This is a genomic window from Stenotrophomonas sp. TWI602 (assembly GCF_039674045.1).
Lineage (GTDB): Bacteria > Pseudomonadota > Gammaproteobacteria > Xanthomonadales > Xanthomonadaceae > Stenotrophomonas.
Genome location: NZ_JBDJMT010000009.1, coordinates 43,679 through 60,286, shown reverse-complemented (window position 1 = coordinate 60,286; position 16,608 = coordinate 43,679). Strand labels below are relative to the sequence as shown.

Below are 16,608 nucleotides of genomic sequence, written 5' to 3'. Positions count from 1 at the left end.
TGCGTGCGCGCGCATGGCGTTGGCCACGCGCGCTGGCCAGAGGCAGGAAAGACGTCGTCATCACTGTCGCTTCGTCGTCGCAGCATCGAGGCGGGCGCGCTGCTCGATGCTCAGCTCGCCCATGCCGACCACCTGCACCACGCTGTCTGGGTCGTAGCGGTCCTCGTGCTTCGGCGGTGCCACGCTGCTGGTTTCGCTGCCGAAGCCCAGCACCTGCACGCTGATGGTGGAGGGACGGGTTTGCTGGGTCTGGCGCTTGACCATCTCCTGCGCCGCCTGCACCGCGGTGTTCGCCGCCGCGCTGGCCGAGGTCAACGCACTGACGTTGACCGCCGCGACCACCGGAATGCCCACTGCCTTGCCCTGCACCTGGATGTTGTCGGCATTGAGCACCTGCAGCGCGGCCAGGTTGACGTTGCCCGAGACGCGGATGCCGGCCTCGCCTGCATCGATGGTGCCCAGCGGCGCGATCAGGTCGATGTCGCCGGGCGGAATCTCCGCGATCGGGTTGAGGGTGGCGATGCCCGCACCGGTATTGGGGGTGTTCGGCGACAGCGCGACGTTGCCGACGGTGTCGTAGACGCGGCGCTGCGGGGTGTAGACCACCGTGGTCTTGCTGCCGCGGCCGGCATTGATGTCGCCCTCGGCCGACCACGCCAGGATGTTGCCGCCGAAGGTGGTGAAGATGCGGCTCTGCCCGAGCAGCAGGCTGCCGCGCGAGTAGATGTTGATGTCACCCTCGCCCTGGGTGAGCACACCGGAACCGGCCCCCGGCAGGAAGCCACCATCCACGCCCACCAGGGTGCGACCGCCGGGCACCAGCAGATGGATGTCGCCGCCGAAATCGGTGTGGATACCGGCGTCGTTGACACGGTAGTAGCGCACCCCGGTGGTGGGGCGGCCGGCGGCAATCCAGTCCGCTTCGCTCAGGTAGGTCTGACCCGGCTTCGGGCGCCGGCCCGCCGCCGATTCGAGCACGCCCTCGTAGTACAGCGCACTGCTGAACATGGTCAGGTCGCCCTGGTAGGCGATCTCGCCCCCCTTGGCATCCTTGGTCGGCAGCAGCGTGGCGATCGCCTCGCGGCCACGCAGATAGCTGCCTTCGCGCGGTCCGTCGACGGCGGTGTACTCACGGCCGGCGGCCTTCAGCTCCGCGTAGTACACGTTGCGCAGGAAGGCGCTCTGCTGCTCGGCGGGCAGCGCGGCGAAGAAAGCCTGCGCGTCCATGCTGGCGGCGTCGAAGTGCAGGCCGCGTCCGTTGGCACCTCCGAAGCGGCCGGTCAGCCAATTGACCAGGTGCAGTTGGCTCTCCAGCTTGAACTCCCGGGCGAGGTCGCGGCTGGCGGCCGTGCCGCCGCTGGCCACCGCCGTGGCGTGCGCCTGGTCCAGGGCCTGCTGCTGTTGTGCCAGGAACGCGGCGGCACCGGCCTCATCGCCGCCGTAGCCGAACTGCGCCTGCAGCCATTGCGCCAGCGACACCGCGCCGCCGTAGACACGGACCACCTTGCCGTCCTGATCGCCCAGCGCGCGGCCGGGATCGGCGAGGTTGGCCGCATCCAGATAGCGTGCGGCGAAGGCGTTCCAATCCGCGCCGTGCTCGCCAAGACCGGCCGCCACCGCGATGCTGGCGCCGCTGCTGCGGTCGCCGGGCGTGGCGCCGGTGACCGGTCCCAGGCTGCGCAGTTCGCCCTTGTCGGCCATGTACACGTCGCGCCCGGCGCTGATGTCGAGCAACCCTGGGCCGGCGACGTAGAACGTGCTGAAGCGGATGTCGCGCCCGGCCTGCACGACCGACACGTCATCGGCACTGGTATGCACGATCAGGTTGCCGCGTGCGGTACCGCTGGCGATCGCCGTGGGCCGGGGCTCGGCGGCAGGATCGCCGCGGTTGATGGTGCCCATCCAGCCCAGCGCACCATCGGCATTGCCAAACACCGTGCCGACGTTGTCGAAGGCACCCAGCGGAGTGCCCGAGTTGACGATGTCCCGGCCGGCACGGATGGCGACGGCACCACCACCGTCGTACCAGGTGTTGGTGATATTGGTGGTGACACCGTTGTTGAAGACGCCGTACTGGGTATCGACCACGCTGCCGCTGCGCAGCCCGACCAGGTCGCCGTGGAGCGCGTAGTAGCGCGAAGGCGTCTGGCCCACGTGCACGTAACCGGACGCGGTCGGCGAAGTGAAGGAGAACAGCGGATAGATCTGCAGGGAGCCGTTGGCGCGTTCGCCTGAGATCAGCACGCTGGGCGCTAGGGCGCCGGTACTGACGTTGTGCAGGAATTGACGCCCGTACCACATCTCCTGCCCCAGCCCGACGAAGCCGGGATTCCAGGGATTGGGCAACGCGGTCGGGTCTGCGCCGGAGGTGCCGAAGCCGGTGCCGTTGGCGTAGATCGAGCCGGCCGCGAGCAGTTCCAGTTGACCGGTGCCCTGTGCGTCGAACTGCCCGTTCACCGGCGACGGCGCCAGTACCACGCCCGCCACGAAGTCCTCGTTGTTGGTGCCGGCGGTCGGGGCCGTGCGGGCGCGACCGTAGTAGATGCTGCCGCTGGCAGCCACCGCGCGCAGGACCGACGGATACACGTGATTGCCGTCGGTCGCCCGGGCGTCGGTGCCAGCGTTGCGGTCCTGCATCGCCAGCGACGGCGTCAGGTTGCCGCCGGCGGCCATCAGGTCCACCGCGGTGGACGGGGTCCACAGCGAGAACCAGCTCCAGCCGCCGTCCTGGTAAGTGTTGCCGCCCACGCTGAAGGGGGTGCCATTGTTGAACTGGGCGACGCGCCCCGGATCGGAGACGGTGCCCAGCACCAGGTCGCCACGCGCATCCAGACGGGCGCCGGCATCACCGAGCACCAGCACCGGCCCACCGGCTGCGGTAGCGGCCGTTGCGGTGTACACGTCATAGGGACGCGACTCCTTGGCATCCTGGCGCTTTCCGTAGCGCAGTTCCACACCACCCACAGAACCGGCTTCCAGCCGCAGTGCCCCGCGCAGGTTGGTGAAGCTGCCGTTGACGTCCAGTCGCTGCGCGTCGTTGACGGTGATTTCGTTGGCCACCGGGGCGCTGTTGCTGCCCGTGAACGAGCGCAGCGCGGGGTCGGCGTTGAGGCCGCCGCCGATGCGGATGTCCAGATCGCCGCCGCCGGTCTGTACCAGCGCGCCATCGGCGCTGACCCTGCCGGTGCTGGCAACGGTCAGGTTCAGGCCCGCGCTGCGGGTGATGTACGCCGCGCCATGGTCGCCGCGGCTTTGCAGCATGCCCGCATCGCCGCCCGCCTCCAGCAGCAGGTTGCCACCGCCGAGCGTGCCGAAGCCGGTGAACCCGATCAGCTGCGGCATGTTGACGAAATTGTTGTCGTAGTTCGCGTTGTCGGGTGCGGCAACGTACGTGCCGAAGTTGATCCACCATGCGGTCGGCAGGCCTTCCGCACCGGTCTGCACGCTGCCGGTACCCTGTCGCCACAGCCAGTTGCCCACCGATGCGCTGGTGCTCAATCGCGGTGTGGCGATTCCCAGCGCTTCCGTACGCGTCAGCGCTCCATGACGCCCGATGCTGTCGCCCGAGATATTGCCACCGGCGCGCAGCAGCAGGTTGCCACCTGCTTCGGGATACCACGCCTGGTACAGGCTCTGGCTGCCGCCATCGACAAGGTGCTCGAACACCTCGCCGGCATCTCCCAGCACGCTGTTTCCAAGCGGATTGGCATTGCCGGGTGCGACGCGCGCGCGCGCCTGATTGTACGGATCGCCCCCGTTGCCGGCCAAGGCAGCCGACGGAGTACCGGCGGTGTAGACGCCATACAGCGAGGTGGTGGCGATGTCCTTGCCGGAGACCAGACGCAGGTCGCCGGTACCAGTGCGCACCACGCTGGGCAACTGTTCACGCCCGGGCAGTGTCCTGAACTCGGTGTCCGGCGGAACCTCTGGCGAGTCGATGGCAGCCAGACCGTCGAATCCAAGGTCGTTGAGGTTCTCCGGGCCACTCCAGATCAAGCCCCACATCATCAGCTCGGAGATTTCATCGGCGGTGAATGTCGCACCCGCGACCGGCACGAAGCTGAGGATGTACTCGCCGAAGAATCCCATCACCATCTGTTCAAACGTGGCCACATCTCCCCACATGTACGTCGCCGGCGAGCCGGTCCCGGGAATCTCCACCACGGCGCCACCCTGGCCGTAATGCGGATCGGACAGGCGAACGCTGCCGGTGCCGGCGGAATCCACCGTCAGGCGATCCGCGGCGGCCATATCGGCGCCCGCCACCAGGCTGATGTCCCACGATTGCGACCCGGCCGCCAGCATCGGCGCCAGTGCCCAGATGCGACCCTGGTTGCCATCGGCGTCCACCGGTCGCAGGTTCACCGTGGTGGCGTCGCCAGGCAGCTTGACCTCGGTGTCGCTGGGAATGAAGGCGCCCTTGGCCAGGCCCAGGTCAGCGGCCAGGGTGACCAGATTGCCGAGTGGCGACGCCGGCAGGGCCACCCCGGCCGGCCAGGTCATCGCCGCGATGCGGGCGGCCAGCGGCAGGCGCAGGCCGGCCGACAGACGCGCGCCCTGCGGCAGCGTGACCGCATCGGCCAGGACCGTGCCTGCCGCATACAGCAGCGCACCGGAGGCATCGTGGACGGCCGCGCCCAGTACGGTGCCCTTGGCCAGCGCCAGCGGCAGCGCGAGGCGGGCGTCGGCGGGCAACAGGGTGCCGGCGGCCATCTGCATGTCGCCGATGGGCAGGTCGTAGTTGAGCACCTTGCCCGAATTGAACACGGTGCCGGCGGCAAGCGTGACCAGGCCCCCATGCGGAACCACCACGTCGCTGCCGAACAGCTGGCGGCCGGCGGTGAGGTACCAGCCGTTGTCGTCGAACGTGGTGCCCAGGCGACTGCCATCGAAACCATCGCTGATGCTGCCGAACACCTCCAGGTCGCCCTGCGCGCGCAGCACCAGCGCACCGGCCTCACCGGAGCCGCGCACGCCGGTGCGCTGGCTGCCGGGGTTGAGGCTGGCGTAACGGTGCGCCGAAAGATCCAGATCGCCATCCACGTGCAGATTGCCGTCTGCATTCACCGCCAGGTCGGCCACGACCTCCACGCCCGGGCGCAGGTGGAACGCGTCGCCGTACGCGCGCAGGCCCGCCAGGCGCTGGTCGACCAGTGCGCTGTTGGCGAGTGCGGCGTCGATGAAGGTCGTGCTCTGGGCATGCAGGCGGTCCAGGTACGCCTGGTCGATGACCTGGTAGCTCTCGCCGCGGGTGCTGGCCTCCGTGCCTGCCGCTGCGCTGTTGTCGGTGATGAAGGCATTGAGCTGGATCGTCTTCGCACCGTCGATGCTGATCGGGCCGCCGGTCGCGATCGCCACGTCGTTGCCGCCCACGCGCGGCGCGTTCAGCGCCACCGTGCCGACATTCCTGCTGCTGCCGGCCACGCGCAGGTCCATGCGTGCGCCACTGGCGATGGCCAACGTGCCACGGCCCGAATCGATCTCGATGGTGGCGCGGTTGGGCGCATCGATCGCCGCCCCGTAGCTGTCGCGGCGCAGTACGCTCGCGCTGGCATCCAGCACGGCCGCGCTGCCGAGGGTGACGCCATTGCGCGCGGCCAGACGGATGCTGCCGGCCTGTTCGCCACTGGCATCGACGGTGCCGTTGACCCACAGCTGACCGTTGTCCAACGCGATGTTCACCTCACGCGCCACCACTTCGTCGCCCAACGCAAGATCACCCTCGCCGATGCGGAAGCTGCGCCCGCCGGTGACGCCATCGCGGGTCAAGCGCGAATTGAGCCCACTGAAATCGTTGATCCCCTGCCCGTGCAGGTCGATGCGCCCGGCGCTGTACGGCACCTCGGTGCCACCGGCGTCGTAATGCCCACTGCTGCTGCCCAGCAGCTGGCCGGCCAGATCGAGGGTGCCTGCGGCGGCGTGTGCAGTGAACGTGCCGGCGCGGTTGTTCTGCGCGGCCAGGCTGATCTTCGCGCCGCTGTCCTGCTGCACGTCGCCCTGCCGGCTGTCGATCAGCACGTCACCACCCCAGCTGTACTTGGCGGTGTCGAAGAAAGCGATGCGGCGGCCGGCGAGGTCCAGCTGCGCGCCATCGGCGAGGCGCACGTCGCCCTGCGCCGCGAGGCGCAGTTTGCCGCTGGGCAGCAGCACGGCGGTGTCCAGCAGCAGGCTGCCGTCGCGGCTGTCCAGCGCGATCTCCGCGCCCAGCGCGGCGGCCAGGGTCGCGTTGTCGGGCGCGACGGGCGCGCCGTTGCCGGTGACATGCAGGTTGCCCCCGGTGGTGATGGTGTTGACCGACCCGGCTGCGCCGGTCAGCAGCGGCGTGTTGAGGAACAGCTCGCCGCCACTGCGGGCATAGGAGCGGGTATCCGCATTCCAGTCACCCTGGGTTTCGAAGATGCTCAGGCTGCCCTTCTGGTTGGCGGTCACGCGGCCGCTGGCGTTGAGGTGCACGCCGGCGAAGCCCAGCGCAAGGCGGTCCTGCGTGCGTACGGTATCCGGCTGGGTACGCGGGCCGTAGCCGAACACGATGTCGCGGGCATCCACCACCAGCTGGCCGTGGCCGGTGCCCGGGCCGTCGGCGACGATGCTGCCGGCCGGCGCAAGTGCACCGCTCCAGATCAGGGTATCGGTGTGGATGCGGGCCACGGCATCGGCATCGCCATAACCGTAGATGGCCGGCGTCCCCAGCACCAGCTGCTGCAACGCCGATTTGCCGGTGACTGCATCGTAGGTGGACAGCGATACATCGCCGTAAAAGTTGACCGACTCGCGTGCGGTCAGCGACAGCGCTTCCAGTGCCGGCGCGCCGACGCTGGTGTCGCCCAGCAACAGCCGACTGAGCACGTCCTGGTTGAGCGTCATGCCGGCCGGCAGCGTGCCGCGCGCGGTGGCGTCGGCGATCGCCTCGGCACTGCCGACGTTGATGCCACCGACCGCCAGTGCCAGGTTGCGGGTGCCATAGCGCACTGCATCGCCCAGCACGAAGCGGTTGTCGGTCGCGGTGGCGATGGTGCCTTCGGAGTACAGACGGGTCGTGCCCGCGCATCCGCTGAGCACGGCGCAGGCGCCGATCTCGATCGCGCCGGCGCCGTTACCCTGGCCGTCGACCGCTTCCGGCGCCAGCAGGTTGATCTGGCCGTTGGAGACGGCCAGCAGCGCAGAGCGGCCCGGCGTATAGATGTAACCCTGCGCGGCGTCATAGGCGGCGGCGCCCTGGCCCAGCGTGTTGATGCCCGCGCCCTGTTCCAGGGTGATGCCACCCGCCTGGCGGCCAGTCATCAGGAAGACCTCCGCCGCCTCCAGCTGCGCACCGGCACGCATCACGATGCTGTTGCTGGACCCGCCGCCATCGATGTTGATCACGTTGGCCGACTGCAGCGAGCCGTTGGCCGGATTGGCGTAGGTGCTGCGCAGGCGGCCGCCGATTTCCAGGCGCGCTGCGCCGACCCGGTTCAGCGCGCTGGCATGCATGGAAATACCCGCGAAGTCCTCGGTCGCTTCCGTGCCGTCGGCGAGAATTTCGTAGTTCGTTGCATTGAACAGACGCGCGACCGAACCGGTGCCCGCCGTGGCGGGAACATCCAGCACCGTGGCGTTGAACCGCAGCGAAGGCAGGTCCAGCGAGCCGGCCACATCCGGGCTGGTCACCATGAAATTGACCGCCTTGGCGTCGCGTTCGAGCAGCGGGCGCGGCGCCCCCTCGCGCATGGCCTGCTGCAGCGCGAAGGTGGCGTAGCTGGTTTCGTTGTACTGCGAATAGGTGCGCAGGGTGTCGGCGGCGGTCACCACCCACTGCGTGGGGAGCGTGTCGCTGCTGCCGGTGTTGGCGATGCTCTGCCGCGCCGAGGTGCTCCACGAGCCGTTGCGCATGGCCTGGGTAGTGCCGAACGCGGTGGCACTGCCGGCAAGGCCGTTGCGTTCCACGCGGAAGGCACCCGGCAGCAGTGCATAGCTGGACGGCAGCAGCGTATAGGTGCCTGCCGGCAGCCCGGGGATGCCGGCGCCGAGGGTGATCTGCTGGCCGATGGCCGCATCGCCGGCACCGCGCTCGGCATCGAGCGGAGCCTGCCCAGCCTGTACCCCGGGCAGGATGGCGTATACCGGGTTGGTGGACAGGCCCGGCAGCGTGAACCCATCGCGGTCCATCTGCACCAGCGGGTTGAGGCGCGCATCGGTGGAGCCACCGCGACCGGAGAGGAACGCCGCGCCGGTCAGCTCGCCGCCGCCGGACAGATCCAGCACCGCGCCGGCCTGGGCGTTCACCGCGTGCGAGCGGAACTCCACCGCCGGTTCACCGCCCACGCCCTGGTAAGCCACGTCGACGCCGTTGTAGTTGTAGACCAGCCCGTCGACCGTGCCGCCGTAGGGCATCACCAGGCCGTTGGCGCTGACCGAGGTGACGCTGCCCGGCAGCAGGTTGACCACGCCGGTGTAGCCGGTGCCATCGGCGCGCCCCAGAATGATGTTGCCCAGCGGTGCGCGCAGTACCCCGCCCTGGTTGATGGTGGCGGCACTGAAACGCATCGTGCCGAACACGCTGTAGGGCTGCGGCGGCAAGGTATTGCCGATGCGCTGGATGTCCAGCATGCGGTCCGGATCCAACTCCGTCGTGAGGGTGCCCCATTCGTTCAGCAGGGTCCGCAGGCCCACCGTGACATTGCCGCTGCCGTAGATCTGCGCCGCCGCCAGGGTGGTGTCGCCGGGCGAGAACAGGTCGGCCTCGCGCAGGCGCAGGTCGCCCTGACTTTCGATGCGCACCGCGCCGAACGCGTCGCGCTTGACCGCCAGCGGGTCGACCGCGTTCTGCACGATTTCACCGTTCGCGCCGAAGCCGACCATGCCCACCACATCGACCAGACTGCCTGCGAGCGTGATCGACGCCGCGTCGGCGAGCGCGGCCACGCCCAGCGAACCGGACGCCGGGCTGATATTGCGCGAGCCGGTGACCGGGTTGGGCATGATGGTGTTGTCCGGCTGGCGGCGCGCCGAGCCGGCCAGGCGCAGGTACGGTGCGGCCAAATGCACCTGGCTGTCGCGCGTGGCATCCGTGGAGAGCCCCAGAGCGCTGGCCGTGAGGTACAACGCCTGGCGCATGTCGAGCGCTACATCGCCATCGAAGCTCAGCAGGCCATTGACGTACAGCGAAGCGGTATCGAAGCCACCGGCCTGGATCGCGTCCACGCCGTAGCGGGCCTTGCCATAGACCAGGGTTGGATCGAGCTCGCCGGCGACGGCCTCCGTGCCCAGGCCGCTGCCGCTGTAGTGCTGTTCGATCACCAGCTCACGCGGGACGCGCACGCCGTCGGCGACCTCGATGCCCTTGCCGCTGAAGCGCTCGACCGGCCCGTAGATCGGCGTTTCAAGATTCAGCGCCAACGTGCCCCCGCGCGCGCCGCTGCCACCGGCGGCGGCATGCAGGGTGCCGTCGACGAACAGCCCATTGCTGGCACTCAGCGCGATGATGCCGCCGTGGCTGGCAATGGGGGTCGTGCCGAGATCGGGCAGGTCCAGCACCGCCTGCGCACCGGAGGCGTCCAAGCGGGCGCCCTCGCGCACCACCACGAATGCATCGATCGCCGGGAGGTTGCGCGATGCGAGGTCATGCCGTGCGCCGATCTCGATCGTGCCGCCCGCCAGCACCTGGCCGTGCCGACCGCCGGCTTCATCCAGGGCCGTATAGGCCATGCCGGACACGTCGAGCACGGCCTGCTCACCGATCCAGATCGAGCGCGCGTTGGGCGTGCCCTTGGGCAGGTTGAGCAGACTGCCTTCGCCCAGGTCACCGCCAAGTACCGTGATGCGTCCACCGCGGGCCTGCAGGGCACCATCGAGGGTGATCTGTGCGTTGCCGGTCAGGGTGATGGCCTGGCCGGGATCGACGTTGATCCGGCTGTTGCGGCCGATCTCCAGGTCGGCCGCGTTCTGCGGCGTGCCGGCGGTCAGTGACAGCCCGGCGCCCTTGCGCAGAATGACCTCGCCGCTTTTCGGATCGTCCTGCTGCAGCGGTGGCAGCCAGACCGACAGGGCATCGGCAGGATCGGCACCGGTGGCCAGCGCACGCGCGGCAGCGAGGTCGACCTGCAGCAGCGGCATCGCCACGTCCAGGTGCGCCCCCTCGACCACCTTGACGCCATCGCGGCCCACCACGTTGTACTGCTTGAAGCCGCTCTGGAACAGACCGGTGTCCAGCGCCAGGAACGACTGCACCGGCACATCGCGCTGCCAGACCGTGCCGACCGGCAGGCGGGTGCCGGCCGGGACCGTGACCGCGGCAGTGGCCACGGTACCGGCGACATAACGGGAGGTCTGTGCCGGAATCGGCAGACCACCGGGGAATACATTGGCCGGCACCACATAGCCGGCCGGCAGGTCGGTGATGGTCCACAGGGTGGTGCCTGCCGGCAGGATCTCGCCGGCGGACCGGACCGGGCCGTAGTCGGCCAGCTGCACGGCAGCCGGCAACAGCCACGGTGCCTGGGTGGTCACCGGCTTGGTGCTGCTGACCTCGGGCCGGATCGTGAGCGGCATCGGTTTGCCGCCGGCCACATGGGTAATGGTGATGGAGAAGCTCAGCGGGATCACGTCGCCCGGCTGGAGCGTGACGTCGGCGGCCAGGCGTACCGGCAGCGTGCTGGCCTGGCCGGCGGCCAGCTGCTCGATCGCATCCGGCACGTCGCCGCCGATGCTGACCATCGTGCCGTTCTCGATGTTGAGCGCCCCGCCGCCCTTCATGCCGTGGGCTCGGATGCTGCCATCCAGCGACAGCACGCCGCTCCCCATGTTCTGCCCTGCGGCCAGGGTGACGCTGCCGCCCTTGCCACCGGTTACATCGCCCTCCTCGCCCATGGCCGCACCGGAGGACACGTCGATCACGCTGCCTTTGCCCAGGGCCACGTTGCCGGTGCTGCGCACCGCCACGCTGCCGCCGTCGAGGAACGGCAGTCCGCCGATGGCCGCCGGGTCCTGCGCCTGGTTGGTCCACAGGCCACGCGCATCGAGGGTCACGCCATCGCCGACCAGCACCTGGTGCAGCAGGGTATCGCCGGGACGCGCGCTGATCGGCAGATCCTGCCACTCGATGCCGCTCGAGGTGCGCTGCACGACCATGTCACCCAGTGCGATGCTGCCGCCCCTGGCGCGCAGGTCGGCGTTGATGCGGACATCGCTGGCATGCAGGGCGATCGTGCCGCCCAGCGCAACCTCGAGCGCCTGGTCGACATCGATGCCGGCGTGCGCGTACACCTCCACGCCGCCGAAGCGCTGCGCGTTGAGCCAGGCCGCGTCCAGACCGATGACGCCGATGCCGGAGACACTGGCTGCATCGCCACCGATGGCCACATGTTCGGCCAATGCGGCCGGGCCGAAACGCTGCTGGCCGCTGTTTTTGTCGTAGTACGGCAGGTAGCTGCCGATCACCAGCTGACCCTGGCGTGCAACGCTGGTCTGTCCCTGCTGGTAGCCATCCAGCGCGGCATCGCGGGCGCGTTGCTGGCGGTCGCCCTGGAAGGTCGTGGTGTCCACGTCGCCCTGCAGCTGCGCTGCACGGGTGGCGACGATCAGCCGGCCGGCATCGCGGCCGACGGTGTAGCCGTTCTCCAGCCTGCGCTGCGGTGCGATCAGCGGGTTGTAGTAGAACTCGGTATTGCCCCAGCGCGCATGGGTATCTTCGAACCCGCGGTACAGCCCGCTGTAGAGCAGATCGCCCGGCGCGGTGGAGGCGTTGTAGAGCTTGCCGTCGGCGCCCTTGAGGTGGGTCAGGTTGACGTAGCCGGTCTGCACGTCCAGCGCGCCACCGGAGAGGTTGATGTTCGAGCCACGCTGCGTGGTCACGTTGCCGCCGGAGAACTGCACGGTCCCGCCCTGCGCCGACCACTCACCGATGCCGTGGCCGGTCACCCCGAGGTAGCCGCCGACTTCCAGCAGGCCACCGGCGGTGTACCAGCGATCGGTCTCATAGCCGTTGGTGCCGGCCGGAACCAGGACCAGGTCGCGGCGGTCAAGCCAGATGTTCCTGCTGTTGAGCGATTTGTCGTCACGGTTGAGCGCGGCGTCACGCTGCTCGTTGCCCTGCACGTTGATCTGGACGTTGTTGGCCTCCATCGCGATCTTGACCCCGACGTAGCCGGCCACGTCCAGGCGCGCGCCCTGGCGGACCTCGCTGTCGGCGGCGTCGACGAAGATCTGCCCGCCCGTCGCCAGCGTCAGGCTGTCGTCATCGAAGGCGACCTTGCCGCCGGTACTAACCTGCACCAGCGACTGGTCGCGGCGATGGGCGATACCGTCGCCGACCTTGTCCGATTCCTGCACCAGCGTTTCGCGCTGGACGTCCAGCGCGGTGGTGGCGCTGGCATCGAGCACGATCGCGGTGGTGCTGCCCTGGTCCAGCAGGACGCTGCCGGTGGTATCGGCACGTTCGTTCTGCAGATGCACGGTGCCGCGGGTATGCACCGAGCTGGTCGACACCACTGCACCCTGCTGCCGCACGTCATGGCCGGCCAGGGTGATGTCGCCGGTGCTGGCCTGGATCAGGCCGCTGTTGCTGACCACGCCACTGGCGGTGGCCACGACGGCATCGGCTGCCACCGGCTTGCGCAGCGTGGTGACCACGTTGCCACGGGTGGTGGAGGTCTGGTTCTGGTCGGTGCCCATGCCCTTGCGGATCACGAACGCATCGCCGGCGGCCAGCGTGGTCTGGCCATTGGCGGTGGTGATCTGGCCGTGGTTGTCCACCTGGCGGCCGAGCAGCAGCACGTAGCCGCCGCCTTCGGTGACCGAGGTGGGCACCGCCGTGGTGATCTGCGCACCGCGCTCCACCACCACGTCACCGGTGGCCGCACCATGGGCGAAGCCGTTGGTGGTGGTGGTCAGTTCGTTGCCGAAGGTCGGGATGAAGGCATTGCCCTGCGCGTCGCTGTACAGACCCTTGCGGAACTGCGCGTCGCTGATGTTGACCGCCGAGGCGGCCAGGTTCTTGACGTTGACCTGGCTGCTGCCGTCGAACACCACGCCATTGCGGTTGACCAGCATCACCGTGCCCTGGCCCTGGATGCGGCCGAGGATCTGCGACGGGAGCGCATTGGGATCATTGACCCGGTTGAGCAGCGACCAGCTCGCCTGCTGGTCGAAATCGACCACGGTGTTGCGGCCGACGTTGAAGGTTTCCCAGTTGAGGATGGCCTTGTCGCCGGTCTGGGCGATGCTGACGGTGGTGGTGCCGTCCTTGCTGCTCTGGGTCGGGGCGCTGGCGTTGAACCAGCCGCGCGTCAGGGTGTCGTCATCGATCTTCAGCCCGCCCTCGCCCAGGCCATCGGGCACCTGGCCGGCGCGCAGCCGCGCGGCATCGCGGGCGGTCTGCTGCATGCGCTGCTGCATGGCGATCGCCTGCGCGGCAGTGTTGAGGTTCTCCAGCGAGGTCTTCAGCGTGTCGCGGGCCTGCTGCGCCTGCTGGTCGGTACGCACCAGGTTGGACGGCATGCCGTTCGGCAGGCGGCCGGTCTGCGCGGCGGTCTGCTGCTGCACGCCCTTGTTGGCGAACCATGCCGGACTGAAGGCCTGCTGCGCGTTGACGCCCGCCGCGACGCCACCGGCCATCAGCAACACCGCGATGGCCTGCGACAGCGCGCGCACCTGCGGCACCTGCGGGGCCGTGCATCCGATCGAACCGCTCTGCTGCTTCACCATCGCTGTCACCCGTCGCAATATCGTTCGCTGATAAGGGCAAGCGCGTGCTGCCGTCCTGCAGCGCGATCCCGTCCATGGCAGGAGCGAGCGTGGCAGTGCAATGCGTTGCGCTTGTTACGAGGGATAAGACGGGGGCAGGTGACAACGACTGAACCGTTGCAACAAAAAATTCATCTGCGCACGCGCCGCTCAGCTCAACAGCACGACGCCGCCGGGCATGCTCACCACCTTTGCGCCATAGGCATCGCGCACCAGATCGATGAAGGTATCGATACGCGCCAAAGGGATGCGCGCCTGTACGCGCCGTGCCGGCAATGCGCTGCCGGTCAGCACGATACGGCCGGTGCGGTAGCGGTTGATTTCGTCCACCACGTCCTGCAGCGGCTGATCATCGAAGACCAGCCAGCCGCGCCGCCAGGCGTCGATGGTGTCGGCCGCGACCGGCGCCACGGAAGCGATCCGGTCCGCCGTCAGGCGTGCCTGCCAGGAGGGCTGCAGCACCACGGTACGCGCGCCCCGCACCAGTTCGGCTCGCCCGGCCAGGCAGGTGATGCGGATGTCGCCACCGATGCAGCGCACGTTCACCCGCGCACCCGGGGCCGGCATCAGTCGCGCACCGTCGACACCGATCACGAAGCTGGCAGCGGCCGAGGCCGGCACCGCGAACTGGGCTTCGCCCTGGCTCACCACGATCCCGGCCGAGCCATCGGCGGGACGGCGCATCGTGGTGCGCGCGGCCATGGCCACGGCCACGCTGCCGATGCTGAGGTCGCGGCGCTCGCCGGTCGCGGTGCGGTAGTCGGCACCCAGCGCGTCCAGCGCCGGCCACAGCCCCAGCGGCGACTGCACCGCTACCCAGCCGACCGCGGCGGCAGCGGCAGCGCCGCCCAAAAACGCACGTCGGCCTGGATTGAAACGACGGGGGCGCTGCCGTACCGGGAGGACGGTTGCGGATGCGGGCAGCGGCACGCCGGCGTTCGGCACCGTGGCCTCGGCCGGACCCGTACTGGCCTGCAGCGCCGGCGCCAGCGCCGACCACAGTCGGCGCGCCCGGGCGAAGGCCACGGCATGACGGGGATCCAGCGCACGCCAGCGTCGGAACGCGTCCGCGTCGGCAGCCGTCACCGGGCCGGTCTGCAGGCGCAGCAGCCAGTCATGCGCTTGCGCCTGCACATCAGCGGGCGATGGGGATACGGAGGTCTTCATATCAGTCATGACGGTTTTCCCGCCCCGGGACCGAAACGCTGCACCAGCGGCCGGTCCAGCCGTCCTGCGCAATGCTGCAGGGCTTTCTTGAGGTCCTTGCCGACCATCCGTGAGGAGACCCCGTGCTGGTCGGCGATGGTATCGATGGGCTGCTGGTCGATACGCGCGGCGATCAGGATGGCGCGCTGGCGCTCGGGCAGCTCGCGCAGGGCATCGGCCAGCGCCGCGAGCTCGGAACGCCCGTGCGCCACATCGGACGGGTCCAGGTAATCCGGGGCTTCATCCATCAGCGCCTCCACCTCGGCACCGGTCAGCACCCGGCCGTGGGCGATGCGCTGGTCGGTAGCGGCATTGACCGCCATGCGGAACAGGTAGGCCACCGGGTTGCGCTGCGGCTGCGTACTGCCCATGCGCTCCACCCGCAGCCAGGTCTCCTGCAGCGCGTCCATGGCCAGGTCATCCGAGCCCAGCCGGCGCCGCAGGCGTTTGCGGAAGGCTTCGTAGTGATCCAGGAACAGGGTGCGCAGACCGGTCATCAGCGGGCCCGGCACGGCGGCGTCGCGCCCGGTGTTTCAGGCAGCAACAGCAGCGTGATGGGTTGTGGCAGGCCAACCGGAAGGCCGGGTAACGGCAGGTCGCGCAGGCGACTGACGATCGCCGTGTCGCGTGCCAGGTCACCGGTGGATTCCAGCAGCTCCGGTGCGCGGATGCGTTGATCCCGTTCGGTCAGCCAGAAGCGCACGCTCGCCCGGTAGTCACCCGGCCGCGTCAATGCCGTGCCGCACAGCGCCTGCTCCAGCGAGTGCTGGATCACCCGGGCACCGCGCTGGCGGGTCCGCTCGGGCAGGGACGGTGCACGCATGGGTGTGGCATCGGGCAGCACCTCGTCGGCGGCCACGGATCCCACCGGCACCAGGGTGAACGCACCGTTCTCCACGAAATGCGGAACGAGTCCGGTACCGCTCAGCATCCGCTGCAACGCGTCGCGCCGGGCGTACCGCCCCGACAGCGCGGTCGAACGCAGGCCACCCAACAAGCGGGCATCGATCAGTACCGCCACCCCGGTGATCTCCCCATACAACTGCAAGGCCTCCGGCAGCGGCTGCGCCGGAACATCGAACGTGTACTGCGTGTGCGCGGCATCGATGGCGTCCTGGGCCAGCGCCATCGCCGGCGGCCAGGTCATCGCGAGCAGGAGAAACAGCCAGCCACACGGGCGCAGAGAGTTCCTGCGCCGGCCGCCGATGCGTTTGCCTGCCCGCCCCTGTTGGTCATGCGCCCCGGTGTCATCAAACTGCATGCAAGACGCGCCAGCATCACAACGCCAAGCCGGTCACGTTAGGTCGGTTTCATTGCAGAGCGGTGACAGCCATGCCGGACCTTCGATCACTTACCGCAGCGGGCCTGTGCATCGCCCTGCTGGCCGTGCCCTGGGTCGCCCGCGCGCAGGCAGACCCAGCGCCGGCCTGCATCGAGGTGGAGGTCAACGGCGAGCGCATCCGTGATTACGATTGCTTCAGCCGGCTGCTCGCGCCTGCGCCGGCCTCGGCGGCACCCGTACAGGCACCCGGCTCGCTGTTGATCGTCCGCCAGCCGCCATCGGCGCTGGGGCTGGCCCATCGCGCGGCCACTCAGCAACGCATGGGCAACACCTTCGGCATATCCACCCAACCACAGCGTCCGCCCCCGCCGCCACCAGCGGTCAGGCCCGGACGATGA

General features: G+C 69.3%; 5 protein-coding genes. 1 reads left to right on the top strand and 4 read right to left on the bottom strand.

The window, feature by feature from the left end; all coding sequences use genetic code 11:
* Positions 1-60 precede the first annotated feature (60 nt).
* The 4 genes from ABE483_RS10730 to ABE483_RS10715 form a co-directional block, all read right to left on the bottom strand.
* The gene (locus tag ABE483_RS10730; RefSeq protein WP_346481656.1) at positions 61-13,680 is read right to left on the bottom strand and encodes a filamentous haemagglutinin family protein; all 13,620 of its coding nucleotides are present in this window, start codon (positions 13,678-13,680) and stop codon (positions 61-63) included.
* 192 nt (positions 13,681-13,872) lie between these two features.
* Positions 13,873-14,898, bottom strand: a complete 1,026-nt coding sequence (locus ABE483_RS10725) for a DUF4880 domain-containing protein (protein ID WP_346481655.1) — start codon at positions 14,896-14,898, stop codon at positions 13,873-13,875.
* A complete protein-coding gene (locus tag ABE483_RS10720; RefSeq protein WP_346463347.1) occupies positions 14,895-15,425 on the bottom strand; it encodes a sigma-70 family RNA polymerase sigma factor in 531 nt (176 codons plus the stop codon). The genes ABE483_RS10725 and ABE483_RS10720 overlap by 4 nt, the downstream gene beginning before the upstream one ends.
* Complete coding sequence (locus tag ABE483_RS10715) at positions 15,425-16,189, bottom strand: STN domain-containing protein (protein ID WP_346481654.1); 765 nt, start codon at positions 16,187-16,189, stop codon at positions 15,425-15,427. Before ABE483_RS10715 ends, ABE483_RS10720 begins: the two co-directional genes overlap by 1 nt.
* A 71-nt stretch (positions 16,190-16,260) precedes the next feature.
* Between ABE483_RS10715 and ABE483_RS10710 the strand changes: the two genes are divergently transcribed.
* Positions 16,261-16,608 (top strand): hypothetical protein, encoded by a 348-nt coding sequence (locus ABE483_RS10710; protein ID WP_346465730.1) that lies wholly within the window; start codon positions 16,261-16,263, stop codon positions 16,606-16,608.

Coding starts and splice junctions, on each gene's coding strand:
- ABE483_RS10710 (WP_346465730.1), top strand. CDS start 16,261: ATGCCGGACCTTCGATCACTTACCGCAGCGGGCCTGTGCATCGCCCTG.
- ABE483_RS10720 (WP_346463347.1), bottom strand. CDS start 15,425: ATGACCGGTCTGCGCACCCTGTTCCTGGATCACTACGAAGCCTTCCGC.
- ABE483_RS10725 (WP_346481655.1), bottom strand. CDS start 14,898: ATGACTGATATGAAGACCTCCGTATCCCCATCGCCCGCTGATGTGCAG.
- ABE483_RS10715 (WP_346481654.1), bottom strand. CDS start 16,189: ATGCAGTTTGATGACACCGGGGCGCATGACCAACAGGGGCGGGCAGGC.